Here is a 23,621-nt window from a genome sequence, read left to right as displayed (position 1 = left end):
CTGATAATATTTATCGGCGTTCTTGAATAAAATTCAAAAAAAGAATTATATTTTAAAGAGGAAATGAAAGAGAGAAAAATGAAAGTTTTATTTGCATCAAGTGAATGTGCCCCCTTTTTTAAGACGGGAGGACTTGGAGATGTAGCTGGAGCACTGCCCAAAGAATTGGCTAAAAAAAGTGAGATAGATTCAGTTGCTGTGATCCTTCCTTATTTTAAGAATGAAATGAAAGAAGAATATCGTTCACTTTTAAAAGATGAATTTTATGATTTTGTTGATGTTGGTTGGCGACACGAATATGTTGGAGTTAAAAGTCTAGAAAAAGAGGGTGTGAAGTATTATTTTCTAGATAATGAACATTATTTTGGTAGGGGACAACTCTATGGTTATGGCGATGATGGAGAGCGCTTTGCCTTTTTTGACTTGGCTCTTTGCCAACTCTTAGAAAAGTTAGATTTCATTCCAGATGTTTTGCATGTCAATGATTGGCAGACTGCAATGGTTCCCTTTTTACTTAAAGAAAAATACAACTGGATTAAGGTCTATGAAAAAATTAAAACAGTACTGACCATTCATAATATTGAATTTCAAGGCTTGATGCATGGAGATGCTTTAAGTGAGCTTTTTGGTATGGGAATGGAGCGCTATTTTGAAGGAGTGGTCCGTCATAATGGTATGCTAAATATGCTCAAAACAGGAATTTTATATGCGGATCGGGTTAATACAGTTTCGCCAACTTACGCTAAGGAAATCCAGACCTCAGAATTTGGTTGTGGTTTAGAAGCGATTTTGCAATATGTAGATGGAAAAGTTTCTGGAATTTTAAATGGGATAGATTATGATATCTATAATCCTGAAAATGATATATTAATTCCTTACCATTTCAGCGAGGAAGAGCTTTCTGGTAAAGGTCAAATGAAAGCAGAACTCCAAAAGCGAACAGGATTACCATTGAATCCAAATGTTCCATTGATTGGGATGGTCTCCCGTTTAACGAATCAAAAAGGATTTGATTTAGTTTTGAGTCAGTTGGAAAAAGTATTGGAAGAAAATGTTCAAATTGTCCTACTAGGAACAGGTTTCCCTGAAATTGAAGAAGGTTTTAGAGATTTTTCTCAAAAATATCCAGATAAGTTGTCAGCAAATATTGCATTTGACCTTCAATTTGCTCAGGAAATTTATGCTGGTTCTGATTTCTTCTTGATGCCATCTGCTTTTGAACCTTGTGGCCTATCACAGATGATTGCAATGAGATATGGAACTTTACCAATCGTTCATGAAATTGGTGGTTTGAAAGATACTGTGATTCCATTTAATCCTATTAGCAAAGAAGGAACAGGATTTGGTTTTGTTGATTTTGAAGGACAGATTTTATTGGAGACGATTAATCGTGCACTTGAAGTTTATGGAAAAGAACCAGAAGTCTTAAATAAAATGGTTTTATCAGCAATGAGTAAAGATTTTTCTTGGGGAACGAAGGCTCAACAATACATTGAACTCTATCAAGAATTATAAAATCTCGCAAACGATTGCGCTTGCGATTAAATTGTGGTAGAATTCATTTTAAAATAAAAGATGTTTGAGAATAATAAAGGAGCGACGATTGAAACTTTCTAAAAAACAATTTAAGCAAGATTTCGAAGAGCGTCTAACTTCAAAATTTGCGACTGACCTGACAAAAGCAGGTTATCAAGAAATTTATGATGCATTGGCATCTGTTGTGAAACATTACTATGCTAATATTTGGGTAGCCGATAATCAATATAAGGATGAAACTGGAAAAAAACAAGCATATTATTTTTCGATTGAATTTTTACCAGGAAAAATGCTTAAATCAAATTTACTTAACTTAGGTATTTTAAATACCGTTCGAGAAGGGTTAAATGATTTTGGAATTGAACTGGATGAGGTTGCTAAGATAGAACCAGATATGGCCATTGGAAATGGAGGTTTGGGGCGCTTAGCTAGCTGTTTCATGGATTCTTTAGCTTCAACGGGGCTTCCAGGAAATGGAAATGGCATTCGCTATCGGTATGGATTATTCAAACAAAAAATAGTAGATGGTTACCAAGTAGAATTACCTGATTCTTGGCTAAATAATGGGAATCCTTGGGAAGTACGTAGAGCAGACAAAGCAGTTGAAGTAACATTTGGTGGTGAAGTTTGGTTAGAAGATGATGGAAAAGGAAATCTTATTCCTCATTATAAGGACCAGGAACGTGTTCTAGCTGTTCCATATGATACGCCCATGGTTGGTTTTGAAAATACAACGGTCAATAATATGTGTCTGTGGCGCTCAGAAGTGCCAGAGGAATTAGACCCTAAATTTCAAAATTTGGATTATATGCGACAAACTTCGATGCTCTCTGCTGAACTTTATCCAGATGATTCTAATTATGATGGGCGACTTTTACGTTTGAAGCAAGAATATTTCTTTGTTTCTGCTGGACTTCAACGAATTTTGCACCACTATAAAGGAACACAAAAAAAAGATATTCGAAAAATTGGGGATTATATTGCTGTCCATATTAATGATACGCATCCTGCACTTTGTGTTCCAGAATTCATGCGCCTTTTAGTTGATGAATATGGAGTGGGCTGGAATCGAGCTTGGGATACAACCCTTAAGGTAATGTCTTATACCAATCATACAATTTTATCGGAAGCTTTGGAAAAGTGGCCAGAAGAGATGATTAAACAACTTTTGCCCCGAATTTATCAAATTATTGTGGAGATTGACCGGAGACGTACGGCTGAGTTGCTTCCTAAGGTGGGTGCAACGCTGGTGCATAATACGAGAATTATCAAAGATGGACAAATTCATATGGCCAACTTGTCAATCATTGGTTCACATTCAACCAATGGCGTAGCCAAATTGCATTCTGATTTATTAAAGGATGTTGAACTTCATGATTTCTATGAAATTTATCCTGAACGTTTTAATAATAAGACAAATGGAATTGCTGACCGTCGTTGGATTCAGATTGCAAATGAACGCTTGTCTGGAATTATTGATGAAACAATTGGTAAATCATGGCGTCATGATTTAGATGAATTGAAGCTGCTGAAAAATTTTAAAAATGATGAAAAAACACTTGAACAACTTCAAAAAGCTAAATTTGATGACAAGCTACGATTGGCTGCGGTGATTAAAGAACAAAATGGAATTACGGTTAATCCTGATGCGATTTTTGATGTTCAAGTAAAACGGCTGCATGCTTATAAGCGACAATTGTTAAATGCTTTGCATATTCTAAAATTATATTTTGATTTGAAAGATAATCCGGAATTAGATATGGTTCCTCGAGTATTTATTTTCGGGGCAAAAGCGGCTCCTTCATATCATTATGCTAAATCTATCATTAAAGTAATTAACGAAATAGCAAATATGATTAATAATGATCAAACGATTAAAGATAAACTCAAAGTTGTCTTTATGGAAAATTATAATGTAAGTTTGGCGGAAGTGATTATCCCAGCAGCCAATGTTGGAGAACAAATTTCTTTGGCCTCTAAAGAAGCATCTGGAACTTCAAATATGAAGTTTATGCTAAATGGTGCTTTAACCATTGGAACACTTGATGGCGCAAATATTGAAATTTTTGAAGCGGCAGGGGATGGAAATAATTTTGTTTTTGGGCTGACTAAGGATGAAGTTTATGAATATTATCGCAATGGTAATTATAATGCGCGTGATATTTATGAGCAAAATCCAGTAGTTAATCGAATTTTGAATGCCTTAATTGACGGAACGGTGCCAAATATTAAAAGTGAAGGTCGCGAAATTTTTGATTCGCTCACCGTTTATAATGATGAATATTTTGTACTTCGTGATTTTAATGATTATGTTCGGGCACAAGCTGAACTTGAAAAACTTTACCGTGACCAAAAAGCATGGACTCAAGCAAGTTTAATGAATATTGCCAATGTGGGACGTTTTAGTTCTGACCGAACAGTTAGGGAATATGCTGATGACATTTGGTATATAAAGGCTAAAAAAGAATGAAGAAATTTACTGACAGAAATTTTTGTTACTGACAGAGTAAATTTTAGGAGCCTTTAGCCTTAAGTGTTAATAAAGGAAATGAGAATTAGATGTATTATTATAATCCGTGGAATTTAGATTATAAACAACCTTTTGGGGCCATCAAGGTTGGAAACTCAATGAACTTGAGTTTTACAACTGACCGACCTTCTGTACTTGTGACATGTGTAATTCGACGTGATTTTGGAAAACGTTATGAATTTTCTATGACCAAAGATTCAGGCGGGAATTTTAGAGTTACCATTCCTTTTGATGAAGAGTCAGGACTTTACTTTTATCATTTTGAAATAGTCGAGTCTTCGGATTTGGGAGAAACTAGGCGATTTTATGGTTGTTCTGGCATAGGAGGAGAGGGACTTCTATATACTGATGAAAATGATGTTAAACCTTATCAGCTGACTGTATTTGAAAAAGAAGACCAAGCTCCCAGCTGGTATCGTGAAGCAGTTTTCTATCAAATTTTCCCAGATCGTTTCTATAATGGAAATGAAAATGGTCAAATCAATCATCCAAAACCCAATTCTTTTATCTATGGAAGAAAAACGGATAGTCCTTTTTATGTTAAAGAAGAAAATGGTGATATTGCACGTTGGGATTTTTTCGGTGGAAATTTAAGAGGAATTATTAAAAAAATTCCTTACTTAAAAGAACTGGGAATCAATGCGATTTATCTTAATCCCATTTTTTCCGGTACAAGTAACCATCGCTATGATACGAATGATTACCTAAAAATTGATTCAATGCTAGGTAGGCAGGAAGATTTTGAAGAATTGATTCAGTTGCTTCATCAAGAAAAAATGCATTTGATTTTGGATGGTGTTTTTTCTCATGTAGGAAAAAACTCGCTTTATTTCAATATTAATGGTGATTATGGCGATGATGAGGGAGCAGCTAAAAATCCTGATTCACCTTATTTTGATTGGTTTAAATTTGAAAATTATCCTTTTGAGTATAAATCTTGGTGGGGAATTAAAGATTTGCCTGAAATAGACAAAGATAATGATTCTTTTCGCAATTTTATTTATGGTGAGAAAAATTCTGTTTTAGCTAAATGGAATGACTTGGGTATTGATGGTTGGCGTCTGGATGTTGCTGATGAACTCCCTGATTCATTTATTAAAGGAATTCGAGAAAATCTTGACTCTTATTCAGATAAGATATTGATTGGTGAAATTTGGGAAGATGCTTCCAACAAAATTTCTTATGGAAAAAGAAGAAATTATATTCTTGGTGGAAGTTTGCAAGCTGCTATGAATTATCCGTTTCGTGATTTAATTATTAATTTATTAAATGGTCATCGTTCTAGTCAAGATGTCGCTCATCAATTGATGACTTTGCAAGAGAATTATCCTAAAGATATTTTTTATAATAATTTAAACAATCTAGGGACTCATGATACTGAACGAATTTTGACAATGATTGGAGAAAAGAATTTGTCAGTAGCGTTAGCAATGCTTTTTGTATTACCAGGAATTCCTTGTATTTACTATGGAGATGAAGCAGGATTGTCAGGTGGAAAAGACCCTGACAATCGTAAATATTTTCCTTGGGATAACATTTCACCCAATGTTTACAATGTTTATAAAAGTTGGACGCAAAAACGTCTGTCAGAAAATAGCTTGAAATATGGAGAGTTTTCAACTTTTTTTACTGACAGGTTGTTAGGAATATTGCGATATACAGATTCAGAAGTTTTTGTTGAACTCATTAATCCGAGTGAAGATGAGCTTAATATAGAAGTTCAAGAAATTACTTTTTTACAAAATCTGAAATTCTTACCAGAATTAAAAAAATTACTGACAGAAAAAGTGATTAGTGGAAAAACAAATTTAGAATTAAAGATGAAAATTTAAAACTTGCTGATGCAAGTTTTTTTACTGACAGATTTATTTGTCAGTAAAAAATGATAAAAACTATATTTTTTAGCTAAATCTTATTTTAGAAAAGAAGAAAATATAAATAAATATCTATGAAATTTTGTTATTGTCCCTCTTTTTCCCGCGTTTTTCAAAGAATCTGTATAGGCAAAATTGTTTGACAACTTGACAAGTTGTATAGAAAACTTTATAATATAATCTATGCAAAACTTAAACAAAACAGAAAAAACATTTTTCGGTCAACCTCGCGGCCTATTGACGCTTTTTCAGACTGAGTTCTGGGAGCGTTTTTCTTACTATGGGATGCGTGCCATTCTGGTTTATTACCTCTATGCATTGACAACTGCTGACAACGCAGGTTTAGGACTTCCTAAAGCTCAAGCAATGGCGATTGTAAGTATCTATGGTGCACTTGTCTATCTTTCAACAATTGTTGGAGGGTGGGTTGCTGACCGCTTGTTGGGCGCTTCGCGCACAATCTTCCTTGGTGGAATTTTAATCACTTTGGGACACATCGCTTTAGCAACACCATTTGGTTTATCTTCACTGTTCGTGGCATTATTCTTAATTATCTTGGGAACAGGGATGCTTAAACCGAATATTTCAAATATGGTTGGACATCTTTATTCTAAAGATGACTCACGTCGTGACACTGGATTCAATATCTTTGTTGTCGGAATTAACATGGGTTCTCTGATTGCTCCATTGATTGTTGGGACAGTTGGACAAGGCGTGAATTATCACTTAGGATTCTCACTTGCAGCTATCGGTATGATTTTTGCATTATTTGCTTATTGGTATGGACGTCTTCGTCACTTCCCAGAAATTGGACGCGAGCCTTCAAATCCAATGGATTCAAAAGCAAGACGTAATTTTCTTATTACATTGACAATTGTTGTTATTGTCGCAATTATTGGTTTCTTCTTACTTTATCAAGCAAGTCCAGCTAATTTCATTAATAACTTCATTAATGTTTTATCAATTATCGGTATTGTTGTTCCAATTATTTATTTCGTAATGATGTTTACCTCTAAAAAGGTAGAATCAGATGAACGTCGTAAATTAACAGCATATATTCCTTTGTTCCTTTCTGCTATTGTCTTTTGGGCAATTGAAGAACAAAGTTCTACAATTATTGCGGTTTGGGGAGAATCACGTTCTAATTTGGACCCAACTTGGTTTGGAATTACTTTCCATATTGACCCTTCTTGGTATCAATTATTGAACCCGCTCTTCATCGTTCTCTTGTCACCTATCTTTGTTCGTCTTTGGAATAAATTGGGTGAACGTCAACCTTCAACAATTGTAAAATTTGGTCTTGGTTTGATGTTGACAGGGATTTCTTATTTGATTATGACACTTCCAGGTCTCTTGAACGGAACTTCTGGTCGTGCAAGTGCTCTTTGGTTAGTATTGATGTTTGCTGTCCAAATGGCAGGTGAATTACTTGTTTCACCAGTTGGATTATCAGTTTCAACAAAATTAGCTCCAGTTGCTTTCCAATCACAAATGATGGCGATGTGGTTCTTGGCAGATTCAACTTCACAAGCAATCAATGCTCAAATTACACCACTCTTTAAAGCAGCAACAGAAGTTCACTTCTTTGCGATTACTGGTATTATTGGTATTATCGTGGGAATTATCCTCCTTATTGTCAAAAAACCTATTTTGAAATTAATGGGAGATGTTCGTTAATTAGTAATTAATAAAACCTATCTTTAATGATAGGTTTTTTGTATTTTAAAAACTATAGAAGTGTCTGAAAAGTTACACTTGTTAAAAGTCTTTTACAAATCAATCGTTTTTATCTGCGCTTACATTATGATAAAATATAGTGTAACGTGATTTTAAATTATTTGCAGATATTAGTGCCTTTGGTTAAAAGGCCAAAGACATTCACAAATGCTAAAATAAAGTATGAAATCACTTATTTACAAATAAAACTTATAGAGGATAGAGGTGAGAAGCAAAGCTATTTTTATTCGAAAACTCGCAGTTACTCTGTTATTAAAAATATAAAATTCAAAGTAAGGATACTCAAGCACGGTCATCCATTAAAAGTGGTTGACTAAGAAATATGAGTTTACTAAAAACTTTGAACATTTTGTGTTTGAAAAGATACTGAGAAGAGGCCTGTAGAAAAAATAATTATTGTTTTTCTGTTGCTAAATTAATAAATAAATTGATAAGAAATAGTGAAAAGTTATAGATTTACGATTAGAACTGATATTTTTAATTATTAATTATTATTGAAAAATCTTGTTAACTTTAAAAATTCTCTTATTTTATTTATTAATAAAATAAATATTTTTATTAAACCAAGGACAAAATTAGTCTTAGATAAAAATATTTTTAAAATTAGTCTATATCTATTTGATATATAGTAAATAAAAAATAAGGAGATAAACAATGTTTACCATTGAAACTCTCGCACGCTTTCAGTTTGCGATGACGACAATCTTCCACTTTTTCTTTGTACCACTTTCTGTCGGAATGGTTCTCATGACAGCGATCATGGAAACTATCTATGTGAAAACTGGTGATGAAAAATGGAAAAAACGGACGAAATTTTTTGGATCAATTATGCTCTTATCCTTTGCAGTAGGGGTCGTAACCGGTATTATCCAAGAATTTCAATTTGGAATGAACTGGTCAGATTATTCCCGCTATGTTGGTGATATATTTGGCGCACCTTTAGCCGTTGAGGCCTTACTTGCCTTCTTCTTGGAATCTACATTCCTTGGAGTATGGATGTTTGGTTGGGATAAATTGGGTAAGAAATTGCACAATGCAACACTTTGGATTGTATTTGTTGGGACCTTCTTATCATCTTTATGGATTTTAGCGGCAAACTCATGGATGCAAAATCCAGTGGGATATGAAGTTAAAGGTGGACGAGCAACATTAACAAGTTTCTCTGCCCTTTTGACAAATCCTCAAACTATTTTGGAATTTAGCCACGTGGCAACAGGTTTCCTTGTAACTGGTGGTTTTGTGGTTGCTGGTATTTCAGCTTATCAAATTCTTAAAAATCGTGAAATTGATATGTTTAAACCAGTTTTACGTTTAGGACTTTTAGTAGCTCTAATCGGTGCAGTTGGTAACTTTGTTGCTGGTGACCAACAAATGATTGAAGTTAAAAACTCTCAACCTATGAAATTTGCTGCAACTGAAGGGGTTTATGAAACAACACCTGACCCTGCGGCTTGGGATATGGTTGCCTTCTTTAATGAAGCTGACCACAAAGAAGTATTTGGAATTCAAATTCCTTATATGCTTTCAATTCTGACTTATCACCGTCCAAGCGGTTCGGTTGAAGGGATGAATGAAATTAACGCTCAACTTCAAAAGAAATATCCTGATGTAGCTAAAGAAATTGGCGGAAATTTCTTCCCACCAGTAACGGTTCTCTTCTGGACTTTCCGGATTATGGCCGGTCTATCAATGTTAATGATTTTACTTTCTGCTCTGGGGCTATTTTGGACTAGAAAGAAAAAACCAAGTCTATATGAAAATAAATTTGGCTTACAAGTTTATCGTTGGATGCTATTTGCACCTTTCCTTGCGATTACCTCAGGTTGGTTAGTTACTGAACTTGGTCGTTATCCTTGGACAGTTTATGGTTTATTTACAATCAAAGATTCAGTTTCACCAAATGTTTCTGTCGGTTCACTTTTATTCTCAAATATCGTCTATTTCTTCCTGTTCTGTTTCCTTGGTGCTGTAATGGTTTACTTTACGCTTCAAAGAATGAAACAAGGAGTAGAAGGAGCGGAAACAGCTTATGTTTCTTTAGATTCATTTAGTCAAGAAAATTTTGCTTCTTCATCAAAAGAAGATAGTGAAATTCAAAAAGAAACTGATGAGAAAGGGGTGGATAAATAATGACTGGATTACAACTTTTTTGGTTTATTATTGTTGGAGTATTATTTAGTGGCTTTTTCTTCCTCGAAGGTTTTGACTACGGTGTAGGAATGAGTGCAATCACAATTGCCAAGGACAAACGTGAGGTTGAACAAGCTATCGGATCAATTGGCCCAGTTTGGGATTTGAATGAAGTTTGGTTATTAACTGCCGGTGGGGCAATGTTTGCTTCATTCCCTTATTGGTATGCTTCATTGTTCTCTGGTTTCTATCTTATTCTATTTTTGATTTTAGTAGGTTTGATTTTCCGGGGAGTAACATTTGAATTTCGTCATCACTCACATACGGAAAAAGGAAAAATGCTCTGGACAAAAGTTTTGGGCGTTGCAAGTTTTGCTATTCCATTTCTCTTTGGATTGATGTTTACAAGTATGATTCAAGGCGTTCCAATGGATGCTAAAGGAAATGTGACTGCTACTTTTACTACTTACGTTAACTTTTTGTCAGTCGTTGGTGGTGTTGCTGTAACGCTCTTAGCTTGGCTTCATGGCTTAAATTATTTAGCTTTGAAAACAGAGGGAGCTTTGCGTGAGAGAGCTGCAAAGATAGCTAATATCCTCTATTTTGTTCTTTATGCTGGTGAAGTTGTATTTGCTGTATTGCTAGCTATTTTCACTGATTTCTTTGAAAAACATTTTATTGGAACTTTAGTTTTACTTGCTTTGATTGTTATTCTAACTCTTGTGGCACATTTATCTGTTCGTGCAGGAAAAGAAATGTCTGCTTTCTTGGCTTCAGGTTTGACTTTCATTGCCCTTGTTGCATTGATTTTCCAAGGGATTTTCCCACGTGTAATGATTGCAACTAACCCTGCTCACAGTATTTTGATTAAAAATGCTAGTTCAACAGGCTATACTTTGAAAACAATGACGATCATTACTCTGGTTATCTTACCATTTGTACTCATCTATATGGGCTGGACCTATTTCATTTTCAGAAAAAGAATTAAAAAATAAAACATGAAAATAACTGGTTGAACCAGTTATTTTCAGATTAGTTTGTAAATTGATATAATTAATTAAGACAACTACATATTATGGTCAGGAAAATTTTTCTGACCTAAATTTTTTAGAAAGGAACTGAGGAATTTTATTTTACTGACAGAAATTCTATGAGCAGATTTTAGGAACTGTCAGCTTTGTTGGTAAGTTCTGTCAGTAAAATATTATCTCATCAGTAACTTTAAACATGATTGATAAATCTCTTTTTGAACTGCCAGGTGTAAGAAGAATGTTTCCGATATTGGGGATTCTGGCAGTTTTTCAATTCATTGCAATTGCTGGTCAAGCTTTATTTCTAGCTACTGCGATTACTAAGCTTTGGCAAGGACAATTATTTTCTCATACCATTCCTTGGGTTTTGGGCTTTTTTGCTTGCTTTTTGAGCCGTGAAATTATTAATTTTGGTCGTTCAAAGGCTCTGGATAAACTTGCTTACCAATTAGCAACAAAATTGCGGGGGGATATGTTGGATAAATTTTTCCGACTTGGTCCAGTTGCTATTGCTAATTTAGGTTCGGGCTCAGCTGCAACAACAGTAATCACAGGAATTGATCAGGTTGAAAATTATATTAAATTGGTCCTATCCAAAGTCTTAAATATGATGATCATCCCAATGTTAATTTTGATTCCAGTGTATTTTCTTGATTGGCAAAGTGGAATTGTGTTAACTTTGACATTTCCTTTTGCAATTATTTTTATGATTCTATTGGGATACGCAGCACAAGGACGTGCTGAACGTCAATATAAAACTTTCCAATATTTATCAAATCACTTTTTAGATTCATTGCGTGGAATTTCTACATTGAAATATTTTGGATTGTCTAAAGATTACTCAAATTCAATTTATAAAACTTCTGAAGACTTTCGTAAAGAAACGATGGGCGCATTGAGAATTGCTATGCTTTCAACCTTTGCCCTTGATTTTTTTGCAAGTCTTTCGGTTGCTGTTGTCGCACTTTTTTTGGGACTTCGGTTAATGAGCGGTGATATTTTACTTTTTCCAGCTTTAGCGGCTCTAATTTTAGCGCCAGAATATTTCCTTCCACTGCGTGATTTTGCAAGTGATTATCATGCGACGCTTAATGGAAAAAATGCTTTGGCAGCTGTTAATGAAGTTCTATCAACTGAGGAAAATACTTTGTCAGTACTTACAGAAAAAGTAACTTGGAGTGCAAATTCACAACTTCAACTGACAGAGTTAGGAAAAATTTATGACACAGGGCGTGGAATCTCAAATGTTAATCTGTCAGTAAATGGCTTTAAAAAAATTGCCATTGTCGGAAATTCAGGTTCTGGTAAATCAACATTGCTTTCAATGCTGGCTGGATTTCTAAAACCAACAGCTGGTGAAATTAAACTAAATGAGCAAAGTTTGACTTCTTTAACTGACGAAAACTATCGTCAGTCAGTTCAATTCATTCCACAAAAGACTTATATTTTTGCAGGAACTTTTCGTGAAAATTTAGCTTTTTACGAACCTGATTCTACTGATGACGAAATCAAAGCAGCAGCAAAACTTGCTGGTTTAGAAAGTCTTATCGATGAAATTGGTCTTGATGGACAAATTGGGGCCAGTGGCCGTACAATTTCAGGGGGACAGGCTCAACGTGTTGCATTAGCCAGAGCATTTTTAAGTCATACCCGCAATATTTTGTTTCTTGATGAACCGACAGCTCATCTGGACATTGAAACCGAATTAGAAATTAAAGCAAATATTTTACCTTTACTTGAAAATAAACTTGTTTTCATTGCTACTCATCGTCTTCATTGGCTTTCATCAATGGATTTGGTCATTGTATTAAACGAGGGACAGGTCGCAGGAATTGGAACTCCTGAACAACTATTATCTGAAAATACTTACTATCAAAAATTACTTAGTCAGATGCGTGGGGTTGATGATGACAAAAATTTATTAGACAATGAAACGAGCGAATCAGTAAAGGACCAAGAAGAAAAAGAATCTGAGAGGTCAAACTTTTCGTCAGTAAATGATAAATCTACTGACAGCTCTGTCAGCCAAGCTTCGTCAGATAATGGGGGTCAGAAATAATGAAATTAAAAAATATTTTGTTCGGTAATGACTGGATTTCTCCATTTTTGAAAAAAAATCGTTCAGGCTTTATTCTATCTATTTTCTTAGGAACGATTACAATTTCGATGGCGGGACTTTTGATGTTCAGCTCAGGATATGTCATTTCTAAATCAGCAACAAAACCAGAAAATATTTTAATGATTTATGTTCCAGTTCTCTTTGTACGTATTTTTGGGATTGGACGACCAGTGATGCATTATGTCGAAAGATTAACTTCTCATAATTGGATTTTAAAAATCACAAGTCTCTTACGAAAAAAACTCTATTTGCGACTGGAAAAAACGGCCGTTACATTAGCAGATCGTTACCGTTTAGGTGACTTATTGGGTGTTCTTAATGAAGATATTGGAAATCTACAAGACCTCTTTTTGAGAACATTATTTCCAGTTTTAATTGCTGGAAGTTTATCGATTGCTCTAATTATTGCTGGAGGATTTTTCTCACTTTGGTTTGCTTTAGGTTTAGCGCTCTTCTTAGGATTTTTGATTGTTATCTTGCCATTAATTTCTTTGAAATTTACAGTAAAATTAGATGAAGAACTCAAAATTTATCGCAATCAACTTTTTTCTCATTTGACAGATGATATTTTAGGATTACAAGATTGGGTGCTTTCAGGACGAAAAGAAGATTTTCTGACAGCTTATCGAGGTTCTGAATTATCTGCTAGAAAAATTCAAGCCAAACTATTAGCTTTCGGACGTAGAAGAAATTTATTTTTACAAGTTGTCTATGGCGCATTAGTGATCTATTTGATGATTTGGTCTTCTGGTGCCTTAAGATTGGGAGACGCGCCTAATTATATTGCGGCAGTTAGTCTTGCTGCCTTCCCTTTATTTGATGCTTTTTCTCCTTTGTCTGATGCGGTGGTTGAAACGCAACGTTATGGCGATTCAATCAATCGTTTAAATGACTTACCAGACCAAGACGAAGAAGTAAGGACTGAGGAAATTGTTTCTACAGATTTAGTCATCAATAATCTCCAATTTTCATTTGAAGAAAATAAAAAAATCTTTGATAATTTTAATTTAGAAGTTAAACAAGGAGAACATATCGCTCTATTGGGACGTTCAGGTGTGGGTAAATCAACACTTGCCGGATTAATCAGAGGAGATTTAGTTCCCCAAAGTGGAAGTATTCAATTTTCTGGTGTTGAGCCATCTAAAGCTAAAAATGTTGAAGAAAAAATTGGTGTCATTAATCAATCCCCTTATCTTTTTGCGACAAGCCTTCGTTCTAATTTGACTTTGGCGAAACTCAATGCCAGTGATGCTGAAATTTGGGAAGCTCTTGAATTAGTTGGCCTCCGTAAAATGGTTGAATCATTACCTCAAAAACTTCTGACACCAGTAGATGAAGCGGGAGAACGATTCTCTGGTGGAGAACGTCAACGCTTAGCCTTGGCACGGGTTCTTTTATCAGATGTTGATGTTGTAATTCTTGATGAACCAACTGTATCACTTGACCCAATCACAGAAAATCAACTCTTAAGTCTCTTTTTTGAACAGCTCCGTGATAAATCAATTATTTTTATTACTCATCATTTATTAGGTGTTCATCATATGGACCGAGTTCTATTTTTAGAAAATGGCTCGATTAAATTTGATGGGAAACCCGCGTCATTACTGGAGAATAATCCAACATTTAAGGAACTTTATCAACTTGATTTAGGAAATGAATAATATAAAAAATCAGTCTATGGGCTGATTTTTTTAATTTAGTTAGTTTTTGTGTTGACAAAACTAATTAAATGTTTTATAATCTTTTTTGTTAGGTAAATAAAAAATAAACTAACTAATTAATTTAAACTTTTCAAGAAATTAAAAGATAGTAAAGGAGAACCAATGATTAAGATGATAAAAATAATAATTCAAAAATTGAATTGGTTCATCAGACTTATTGAAGGCCCAGATGAACGACTAATCTATGCTTTTGATGACGAATTACAAAGAATTTGATATAAGGAGAATACATAATGTCAGAACAAACAAACAACTTATTGAATCTATTTTCAAAACTATTGCACAATCCAAACATCCTTTTTGCTTTAAGAGCAGATGGGATTTCAAAACAAATGAAAAATCGCGGTAACCGCAATGGAGCTCAAGGTTTACTCGTTGAATTATGGAATAAAGATGGTCTAACCAATGCAGAAATTGCCGAACTTCTTGATATTAAACCTTCAAGTGTAACAGCTCAGGTTAAACAATTAGAAGAAGCGGAAATGGTTATTCGTAAACAAGATGAGAATGATAAACGTGTCAGCCGCATTTCCTTGACTGATAAAGGTCGTGAAGCTCAAGAAACACGTGATACAATGCATAATGATATTTCAGAAACAATTTTTGGCAATCTAACAGATGAAGAACAAGAACAATTAGCCTTTCTAATGGAAAAATTAGTAGAAAATAACGACGCACGTAATGATCAAGATTTCCAACGAATGGCACAATTTTTCGGAAATCCATTTATGGAAAATATGATGAATGCTCATGACCGTCATGCATTTGGGAATCACATGCGCCGTGAAATGCAAAATTGGCAACGTGAAATGCGTCGTTCATCTCAAGAAATGAAACGTGGACAAAATCGTATGCGTCGTGACGAACGCTCACAAGCTCCGTTTGGTGAAGATTGGAAAGCCTTTGGTAAGCAGCTCAAAGATAGCTTTAAAAATAATTTTGGTGGGAGAGATCAAGCCGATTTTAATGAACATTGGGATCACTTTTCAGATGAAATGAAAAATCGTTTTGGTGATTTTGACGGAAACCATCGTCCAGATTTTGATTCTAAACCAAAGACAGACAAAAATAAAGAACCTAAAAAACCAGAAAACTGGGATGATTTCTAAGGATTGAATAGATAAGGAGCGGAAAATGAGAACACTCATCGCTTACGCTGGTAAGACAGGAAATACTGCCAAGTGCGCTAGAAAGCTAGCGATACATTTAAATCAGGTCACACTTGTGGATTTAAATGCTGAAGTAGTAAATCCTAAAGATTTTGATGCTGTGATTGTTGCCAGCCCTGTTTATAGTCATAAATTTGAACGTTCAGTAGGCAGTTTCTTAAAAAAATATCAAGAAATTTTGCAAACGAAACCTTTTGCGGCATTCGTTACAATGGTTGAATATGATAGTTTTACGAAAGTGATTAAAAAAGAAATCGCCGAACCTTTGCGCAAAAAAGCTGTAGCTATCGCAAACTTTGGAGGGGAGGTAAATAATTTGACCCCTTTTAACTGGCACGATAAAATTATTGCAAAATCAATGATAAAGCTAGAGTCTAAAAAACACCCGATTGAGTTTTTACCAGAAGCTGAGAAACAGTTTGTGGCTCAATTAAACAAAGTAGAGTGAATTTAAAATAGCTAAATTTATAGGAGAAGATAATGTCAAAAGAAACCAAAGCTCTTACGATAAACCCTCAGCTTGCAGCTTTTCAAGAAGAACTTCTTAAAAACTATGACAAGGCAAACCTATCAGCAAAAAAGGGACAAACTTTATTTGTTGGCTCATCATTAATGGAGATATTTCCTATTGAGAAGTGGGAGGAAGCTGGAGAAGTTACTTTTTCACACTATATCTACAATCGGGCGGTTAGAGCCACGACGACCTCATTTTTATTAGAACACATAGAGAGTCAAATTTTTAATTTGGAACCTTCAAAAATCTTTATTAATATTGGAACGAATGATATCGGTTTTGAGATTCCAGAAGAAGAGTTTTTGAATAACTATGATCAAATTCTTTCTCAAATAGAAAGTAAATTACCTCAAACGCAAGTTTATGTGATGCGCTACTATCCGATTAATACGGTTGATTTTGGTCAAGACTCAGATGAAAAAACTTTATTTGAAACGAGAAGTAATGAAAAGTTTCAAAAAGCTTCAGATAAAATAAAAAAACTTGCAGATAACCATCATTTTCACTTTATTGATGTTAATGATGGTTTATCTGATGAAAATGGCAATTTGAAAAAAGAATTAACTTTTGATGGAGCGCATCTAAATCCAGCGGGCTATCAACTTGTCTTAGAAAACCTCAAAGTTTATTTGGAAGAATAAAAAATAATTCAAGACGAAAAGTAATTGAAATCATTTCTTTTCGTCTTGAAATTCAATAATTAGAAAAAGGAAGTAAGCAAACAATGGAAAGAGGTCCACAAATGGCCAATCGTATCGAAGGAAAAGCGGTTGACAAAACATCCATTAAACATTTCGTCAAATTGATTCGTGCTGCAAAGCCACGTTATCTTTTCTTTATCATTGGGATTCTAGCAGGAATCGTTGGAACACTAATTCAATTACAAGTCCCCAAAATGGTTCAACCACTTGTTAATAGTTTTGGACATGGAGTAAACGGTGGCAAAGTTGTCTTAGTTATCGCTCTTTATATTGGTTCAGCTGCTGTTTCGGCTATTGCAGCAATTGTCCTTGGGATATTTGGTGAATCAGTTGTAAAAAATCTAAGGACGCGTGTCTGGGATAAAATGATTCATCTGCCAGTAAAATATTTTGATGAAGTTAAAACAGGAGAAATGAGTTCTCGTTTAGCCAACGATACCACCCAAGTTAAAAATTTAATTGCAAACAGTATTCCACAAGCTTTTACGTCTATTTTACTTTTGGTTGGTTCAATTGTCTTCATGCTTCAGATGCAATGGCGTTTGACCCTTGCCATGATTATTGCTGTTCCAGTAGTTATGCTCATTATGTTCCCGATTATGACTTTTGGCCAAAAAATTGGGCGAACTAGACAAGATTCTTTAGCAAATTTCCAAGGGATTGCTAGTGAATCATTATCAGAAATTCGCTTAGTAAAATCTTCAAATGCTGAAAAACAAGCCTCTAAAAAAGCAGAAAATGATGTCAATGCCCTTTATAAAATTGGGGTAAAAGAAGCCATCTTTGATGGTTTGATGTCACCAGTTATGATGTTATCAATGATGCTGATGATCTTTGGACTTCTTGCTTACGGAATTTATCTCATCGCAACAGGAGTCATGAGTCTTGGAACTTTGCTTGGAATGATGATGTATTTGATGAACTTAATCGGAGCCGTACCAACTGTGGCGACTTTCTTTACAGAACTTGCTAAAGCTTCAGGATCAACAGGTCGTTTGACCGAATTACTTGATGAAGAACAAGAAGTACTTCATCAAGGAGAAAGTCTTGATTTGGAAGGAAAAACCCTCTCAGCTCGCCATGTTGACTTTGCTTATGATGATTCTGAACAAATTTTACGTGATATCTCTTTTGAAGCTCAACCTAATTCAATTATTGCCTTTGCCGGACCTTCAGGTGGTGGTAAATCAACAATTTTCTCTCTTTTAGAACGTTTTTATCAACCAACGGCAGGAGAAATTACAATTGATGGTCAACCGATTGATAATATTTCTTTGGAAAATTGGCGGAGTCAAATTGGTTTTGTCAGTCAAGATTCAGCAATTATGGCTGGAACCATTCGTGAAAATTTAACTTATGGACTTGAAGGAGACTATACAGATGAAGACCTTTGGCAAGTTCTTGACTTAGCTTTTGCAAGAAGCTTTGTTGAAAATATGCCTGATCAACTTAATACGGAAGTTGGTGAACGAGGTGTGAAAATATCTGGTGGTCAAAGACAACGTTTAGCAATTGCTCGTGCTTTCTTGAGAAATCCAAAAATCCTGATGCTTGATGAAGCAACGGCTAGTTTGGATAGTGAATCAGAATCAATGGTTCAAAAGGCTTTAGATAGTTTGATGAAAGGTCGCACAACGCTCGTAATTGCGCATAGACTTTCAACAATTGTTGATGCGGATAAGATTTACTTCATTGAAAAAGGTCAAATCACAGGGAGTGGCAAACATAATGAACTTGTTGCCACACATCCACTCTATGCTAAGTATGTTTCAGAACAATTGACTGTTGGTCAATAAACTAAAAAGCTCAACGATTTAAGTTGAGCTTTTTTTATTTTGATTTCTTATTGTTGCAATAATCATTTCTCCTGCTGTATAAATGAATACAAAAGGGGGATAGAAGAAAGTGATAATGAAGCTAATGACCATTCCAATCTTCCAAAAAGGATTCCGTAAATAGTGATAAACTTCCATTTGAGCGATTAGTTCAGCCTTTTCTTTAGGATTGTCAGCAATAAAACAATCGGTCATATAACTATATGCAAATCCCCAAATATAAATCATCACGATAAAGAGTAGGGCAGGTGCTTTTGGTGAGTGGATTCCGAAATCATGAAAGAAGTCCATTGTGCGTCCAGCCCAAGCAGAAAGTACAGGAAGCATTGATAATGAGAGTACCCAAATCATGCAACTATGATAGATTCGACGAGTGATTTTCTCAGCCTGTGAAAGCATATATTGTTGATTAAACCAAGAAGTTGTAACATAGATAAAACTCAAAAGGTAAGCAATCAGATAGACGAGATTATCTTTCAGAAAATCAAGAATTCAATCTGTTTTAGGTAATTCGAATTCTAATAACATAATAGTCATTATTACTGCAATAATTGCATCAATAAAACCGGCTAAACGCCCTTTATATACCATAAAATCTCCTTTGTATTACCAATTATAACAAAAGTTAATGAAATTTTATAAAAAAAATAAGCATTAAAGCTTATTTTTCTGTATCAGATGAATAGTTTTTATTTTTGGGGAAAAATCGTTTCTTGACAAAGATAAGAATCGCAAGGATGAAAATAATCCCTAAAATCACAACCACAACTGAAGAGTAAGAATCAAGAATTCCAGCAATCATCTCCCAGTTATCACCAAGAGCGGCTCCAAGGCACACTAGAACAATGTTCCAAATAAGTGTTCCCAAGGTTGTTAAAATAAGAAAACTTGGGAGTTTCATTTTAGCAGAACCAGCAGGGATTGAAATTAGACTTCTAATTAAAGGAATGAATCGACAGAAGAAGATTGTTGCATATCCTCTCTTTAAAAACCATTTTTCAGTTTTTGTGATGTCCTCTGGTTTAAGACGAAGTACTTTTCCTAAACGTCCAGAAACTAATTTTTCTAAGCGTTCAACGCTTAAAAGACGACCGATGAAGTAGAGTATCAATGCACCAAGCACAGAACCAATAGTGGCTGCGATAATCATGCCGATAATCCCCAGTTCGCTATAAGTAGTCATGAAACCACCGAAAGTTAAGATTACTTCGGAAGGAATTGGTGGGAAGATGTTCTCAATCATAATGAGAAAGGCAACACCAAAGTAGCCAAATTGGTTCATGACTTGGATAATTATTTCTTGCATTAATACTCCTTTTATTTGTCTATTACTTTAATTCTAACATAAGGCTGGAAGGCCACCAAACAATATAAAGTACAAAAAATAGGCTTTGTCTTTTGGCAAGGTCTATTTTTTGAAATCATAGGTTTACTGACAGAGGCTGTCAGTAGATAAACTTCATCTACAAGTTCTGTCAGTCATTTGAAATGACTGACAGAAGAATTTGTATGTTATTCAGAAGCGAGGGCTTCAATTGTGTTCAAACGTGCTGCACGTCCACTTGGAGCTAAACTTGCGAGGAGAGCAATTAATACAGCAACGATAATCGCAAAGATAATGTGTCCACCAGAAATTTGAACGATACTTGCCCCGTCAAGGAAACTACTTAGAGCTTTATTGATGAGGAATTGTCCGAGGTAGGCAAATCCAATAGCGATAGCGGCTGATGACAGACCAAGAATCAAGCTTTCAGCGGTGAAGAGACGAGAAATATCTTTCTTACGTCCACCGAGTGCGCGGATAACACCAATTTCTTTTGTCCGTTCAGCAACAGACATGTAAGTAGTAACAACAATCATAAAGATTGAGACAATCAAACTGATTCCGGCAATAGCGGCAAGAACATAGCTGACGATATTTGTAATATTAGTGATGACATCGAGGAATGAAGTAACACTATATGTAACAAATGCTTTTGTTCCATCAATTTTCAAGTTTTGAATGTCAGAAGTTGTTGATTTGACATTATCTACTTTATTAACTGTAACTACTGCATAAGTGGCATCACTATCTGCATTAGCAGATTCAAGAGCAGCTTTGACAGTATTGTAAGTGGCAATTAGGCTGCTAGAAGAGCTTGCTGGGCCTTGAGGATTTTTCAAAATACCAGATACAGTGAATTCTTTTGTAACTTCAACACTTGCTCCAGCAGCTGTTTTAGCTGGAATTTTTAAAGTAATTTTCTTACCAACTAATGATTTATAATCTTTATTTAATTCTTTAGCATCACTAGCATAGATTGCGATTTCGCCATCAGCAGGTTTTGAACCGGCAACGTAATCATCATTGATATTTGATTGAGTCCAAGTATCAAGAGTCATTAAACCAGATTTAGATTTATCACTGGCAGTAAGTGTTCCTAAGCCAGAAATTGAATAAGTTGGCTCAACTTTTTTGACGTTATCAACTTTTTTCAATTTTGAAAGATGAGTACTGTCAAGGTTAGTAGCAGCATTTCCAAGTTCTTGTTGCGTTTGTTGGAGTGCTTGCTCATTTCCTAATTTATTATCAGTTGTTGTCCGCTTGAAGATGGTAACCACATTCGGATTGACACTTGAAGTAATGGTGTCATTCATATATTTGGTTGCACCATTTCCTAGTCCTAAGAAAAAGATGACTGAGAACAGGCCGATTGCTGTTCCGATTGCAATTAATAAATTAATTTTCCAAGAGTGAGTAAAGTGTTTAAAGGCTGTTCTGAAAGTATCACGATATGACAATGCTTTTGAGTTCATCCGTTGATGTGATTCAACAGGATAGGGTTCTTTTAGACGTTCGTCACCTGTGATTTGTCCATCGGCCAAACGGATAATTCTTGTACCGTAATCAGCAACTTCTTGTGAGTGAGTAACGACGATTACTGTTTTACCAGATTGAGCAATTTGACGTAAGAGCGCTAAAACTTCTTTCGTGTTTTGTGAGTCAAGAGCACCAGTAGGTTCATCAGCAAGAATAATTTCAGGGTCAGAAGCTAGGGCACGCGCGATTGCGACTCTTTGTTTTTGTCCTCCAGAAAGTTGTGATGGATTTTTCTTACGGTGTTCATAAAGACCAACTTGTTTTGTGAGCTCAATCGCTCTTTCATGACGCTCTTTATCAGATAAGCTTGTCATTTTAAGGCTGATTAAAATGTTATCTAATACACTCAAATAGCTAACAAGATTGAAAGATTGGAAGATGAAACCGATAGTATCTCGACGGTAAGCATCCATATCTTTTTCTTTTTTTGTTTTTTGAGCAAGGCCGTCAACGATGACATCCCCCTCATATTTACGGTCAAGTCCTCCGATGATATTCATCAAAGTTGACTTACCTCCCCCGGATTCTCCTAGGAGACTGACGAAATCACCACGTTCAAACTCGAGGTTGATTCCTTTGAGGACAGGAAATTCTTCTTTTCCAAGAAAATAGGATTTCCTAATATTTTTTAATTCCAAAACGGCCATAAAGACTCTCTTCCTTTTCTTAAAGTATGTACTTTACATTATAACTTAATTTTCTTAAATAAAAATAAGACCTAAGTCTTATTTTCAAATTTATTGACTACCTAAGCTAACCGTTCAGTAAAAAATCTAAAATATTCATTCCCGTACTCGTTTGTGCTTTGTAGAGTTCTGTATAACCACATTGAGAACAAGAAATAGTAATAAATTTCTTATTTTGAACATCAAAAATCTTTGAAAAATTTCCACCGGTTGCTTGAAGTTGATCTTCTTCAAAATTATGATTGCCACATTTGATACAAGTGTATTGTTGTTGATAGCCGTTCATTTTAACTCCTCCTCGTTAGTAAAGTGAAAAATCGCTTGTCTTCTTAATTATTTAAATCCATTATAACTCAAAAAAGTTGATTCTTTTAGTCTTTTGAATCCGCTTCACTATTTAATATATTACTTAAATCTAGAATAATAAATAAAAAAGTGAAATTGAAACCATTATTGAAAAACAATGAGAATAATCTTTGTGATATAATTCTAATTATGGATAGACAAGTTAAAGAAAAACTGCGTATTGCATTAATTTTTGCATTAAATGCAGGTTTTATGGATGGTTTCTCATTTTTTCATTTTAATGACCGTTTTATTGGTGCACAATCAGGGAATGTTATTCAGGCGGGGATTAATATTGCTAAAGGAGATTTTGCTAGGTTTTGGGATTTTGCAATTCCGATTATCTTCTTTATATTAGGAGTAATGACTCGGGGCTTTTATTCTCACTATTTGATGAAACGTCGCCGTTTTGATGCCTCTTATTTGTTATTGGTTCAATGGTTAGGGGTGACAATTTTTGCCTTGGCTTATGGTTTGGGCTTGAAGATTCCTGTTTCCTTTTATGTTGGGATTTTCTCTTACTTTATGGCGATTCAATATGATACTTTTACAAAAGTTCATGGTCGTGCTTACGGAAGTATCTTTATGACAGGTAATATGAAGTCCATGTCGGCAAATCTTGCTCAGTATATCATTACCAAAGATAAACAAAAACTTCGGTCAGTTGGTATATATGCCGCGCTTATCAGTATTTTCTTTGCTGGAGCAGCTATTGCAACACTTGCTGGAAATTGGTTTGGAAGTTGGACGATGATGGGCTCTACTTTCATGATAGGGGCCGTTTATCTAATTGTTCATTTTGATGAAATATAAAAATCCTCAAATAAGAGGAT

The 23,621-nt window shown here is 34.8% G+C and carries 16 protein-coding genes and 1 pseudogene; 13 read left to right on the top strand and 4 right to left on the bottom strand.

The genetic code is table 11. From position 1 onward, the window contains the following. The first annotated feature begins 78 nt into the window (after positions 1 to 78). The 12 genes from glgA to lmrA all read left to right on the top strand — a co-directional run bounded on the left by glgA (position 79) and on the right by lmrA (position 18,858). Entirely contained in the window at positions 79 to 1,515 is a 1,437-nt protein-coding gene (gene glgA / locus HFD15_RS07820) for a glycogen synthase GlgA (protein WP_058208068.1), read from the top strand. 88 nt (positions 1,516 to 1,603) lie between these two features. Beyond that, positions 1,604 to 4,006: a glycogen/starch/alpha-glucan phosphorylase gene (locus HFD15_RS07815; protein ID WP_029343574.1), complete on the top strand. Its 2,403-nt coding sequence runs from the start codon at positions 1,604 to 1,606 to the stop codon at positions 4,004 to 4,006. An 89-nt stretch (positions 4,007 to 4,095) separates the two neighbouring features. After that, positions 4,096 to 5,898, top strand: coding sequence for a glycoside hydrolase family 13 protein (locus HFD15_RS07810; RefSeq protein WP_039114875.1), 1,803 nt, complete (start codon positions 4,096 to 4,098; stop codon positions 5,896 to 5,898). Positions 5,899 to 6,123: 225 nt separating this feature from the next. After that, entirely contained in the window at positions 6,124 to 7,617 is a 1,494-nt protein-coding gene (locus tag HFD15_RS07805; RefSeq protein ID WP_010905519.1) for a peptide MFS transporter, read from the top strand. A 714-nt stretch (positions 7,618 to 8,331) separates the two neighbouring features. Further along, entirely contained in the window at positions 8,332 to 9,807 is a 1,476-nt protein-coding gene (locus HFD15_RS07800) for a cytochrome ubiquinol oxidase subunit I (RefSeq protein ID WP_010905520.1), read from the top strand. Next, on the top strand, positions 9,807 to 10,802 hold the full coding sequence (cydB, locus tag HFD15_RS07795) for a cytochrome d ubiquinol oxidase subunit II (RefSeq protein WP_023188901.1): 996 nt from the start codon (positions 9,807 to 9,809) through the stop codon (positions 10,800 to 10,802). The genes HFD15_RS07800 and cydB overlap by 1 nt, the downstream gene beginning before the upstream one ends. 232 nt (positions 10,803 to 11,034) lie before the next feature. Then, positions 11,035 to 12,897, top strand: a complete 1,863-nt coding sequence (gene cydD / locus HFD15_RS07790; RefSeq protein ID WP_017864281.1) for a thiol reductant ABC exporter subunit CydD — start codon at positions 11,035 to 11,037, stop codon at positions 12,895 to 12,897. After that, positions 12,897 to 14,618, top strand: coding sequence for a thiol reductant ABC exporter subunit CydC (gene cydC / locus HFD15_RS07785; RefSeq protein WP_003129642.1), 1,722 nt, complete (start codon positions 12,897 to 12,899; stop codon positions 14,616 to 14,618). Before cydD ends, cydC begins: the two co-directional genes overlap by 1 nt. A 293-nt stretch (positions 14,619 to 14,911) precedes the next feature. Continuing rightward, complete coding sequence (locus HFD15_RS07780) at positions 14,912 to 15,787, top strand: MarR family winged helix-turn-helix transcriptional regulator (RefSeq protein WP_167593361.1); 876 nt, start codon at positions 14,912 to 14,914, stop codon at positions 15,785 to 15,787. A gap of 25 nt (positions 15,788 to 15,812) precedes the next feature. Then, positions 15,813 to 16,295, top strand: a complete 483-nt coding sequence (locus HFD15_RS07775; protein WP_058208745.1) for a flavodoxin domain-containing protein — start codon at positions 15,813 to 15,815, stop codon at positions 16,293 to 16,295. A gap of 32 nt (positions 16,296 to 16,327) precedes the next feature. Beyond that, positions 16,328 to 17,002, top strand: coding sequence for an SGNH/GDSL hydrolase family protein (locus HFD15_RS07770; RefSeq protein WP_012897417.1), 675 nt, complete (start codon positions 16,328 to 16,330; stop codon positions 17,000 to 17,002). A 101-nt stretch (positions 17,003 to 17,103) separates the two neighbouring features. Continuing rightward, entirely contained in the window at positions 17,104 to 18,858 is a 1,755-nt protein-coding gene (lmrA, locus tag HFD15_RS07765) for a multidrug efflux ABC transporter LmrA (protein WP_167593378.1), read from the top strand. Positions 18,859 to 18,876: 18 nt separating this feature from the next. On the opposite strand, the pseudogene HFD15_RS07760 reads toward lmrA, so the two are convergent. From HFD15_RS07760 to HFD15_RS07745, 4 genes and pseudogenes are all read right to left on the bottom strand, one after another. Further along, positions 18,877 to 19,488 (bottom strand): annotated as a pseudogene (locus tag HFD15_RS07760) (TMEM175 family protein). A gap of 70 nt (positions 19,489 to 19,558) precedes the next feature. Further along, a complete protein-coding gene (locus HFD15_RS07755; protein ID WP_058208746.1) occupies positions 19,559 to 20,203 on the bottom strand; it encodes a DedA family protein in 645 nt (214 codons plus the stop codon). Positions 20,204 to 20,409: 206 nt separating this feature from the next. Continuing rightward, positions 20,410 to 22,404, bottom strand: a complete 1,995-nt coding sequence (locus tag HFD15_RS07750) for an ATP-binding cassette domain-containing protein (RefSeq protein WP_012897420.1) — start codon at positions 22,402 to 22,404, stop codon at positions 20,410 to 20,412. Positions 22,405 to 22,510: 106 nt separating this feature from the next. Further along, entirely contained in the window at positions 22,511 to 22,729 is a 219-nt protein-coding gene (locus HFD15_RS07745; RefSeq protein WP_003129656.1) for a zinc ribbon domain-containing protein, read from the bottom strand. A 209-nt stretch (positions 22,730 to 22,938) separates the two neighbouring features. On the opposite strand from HFD15_RS07745, the gene HFD15_RS07740 reads away from it, so the two are divergent. After that, positions 22,939 to 23,601: a YoaK family protein gene (locus tag HFD15_RS07740; protein WP_058208747.1), complete on the top strand. Its 663-nt coding sequence runs from the start codon at positions 22,939 to 22,941 to the stop codon at positions 23,599 to 23,601. Positions 23,602 to 23,621: the final 20 nt, after the last annotated feature.

Origin of the sequence: Lactococcus sp. EKM203L (assembly GCF_011800585.1) — a bacterium.
In the GTDB taxonomy this organism is placed as follows: Bacteria; Bacillota; Bacilli; order Lactobacillales; family Streptococcaceae; genus Lactococcus; species Lactococcus lactis.
Note: the sequence above shows the minus strand (reverse complement) of the source record. Positions and strands in the feature narration are given on the sequence as shown.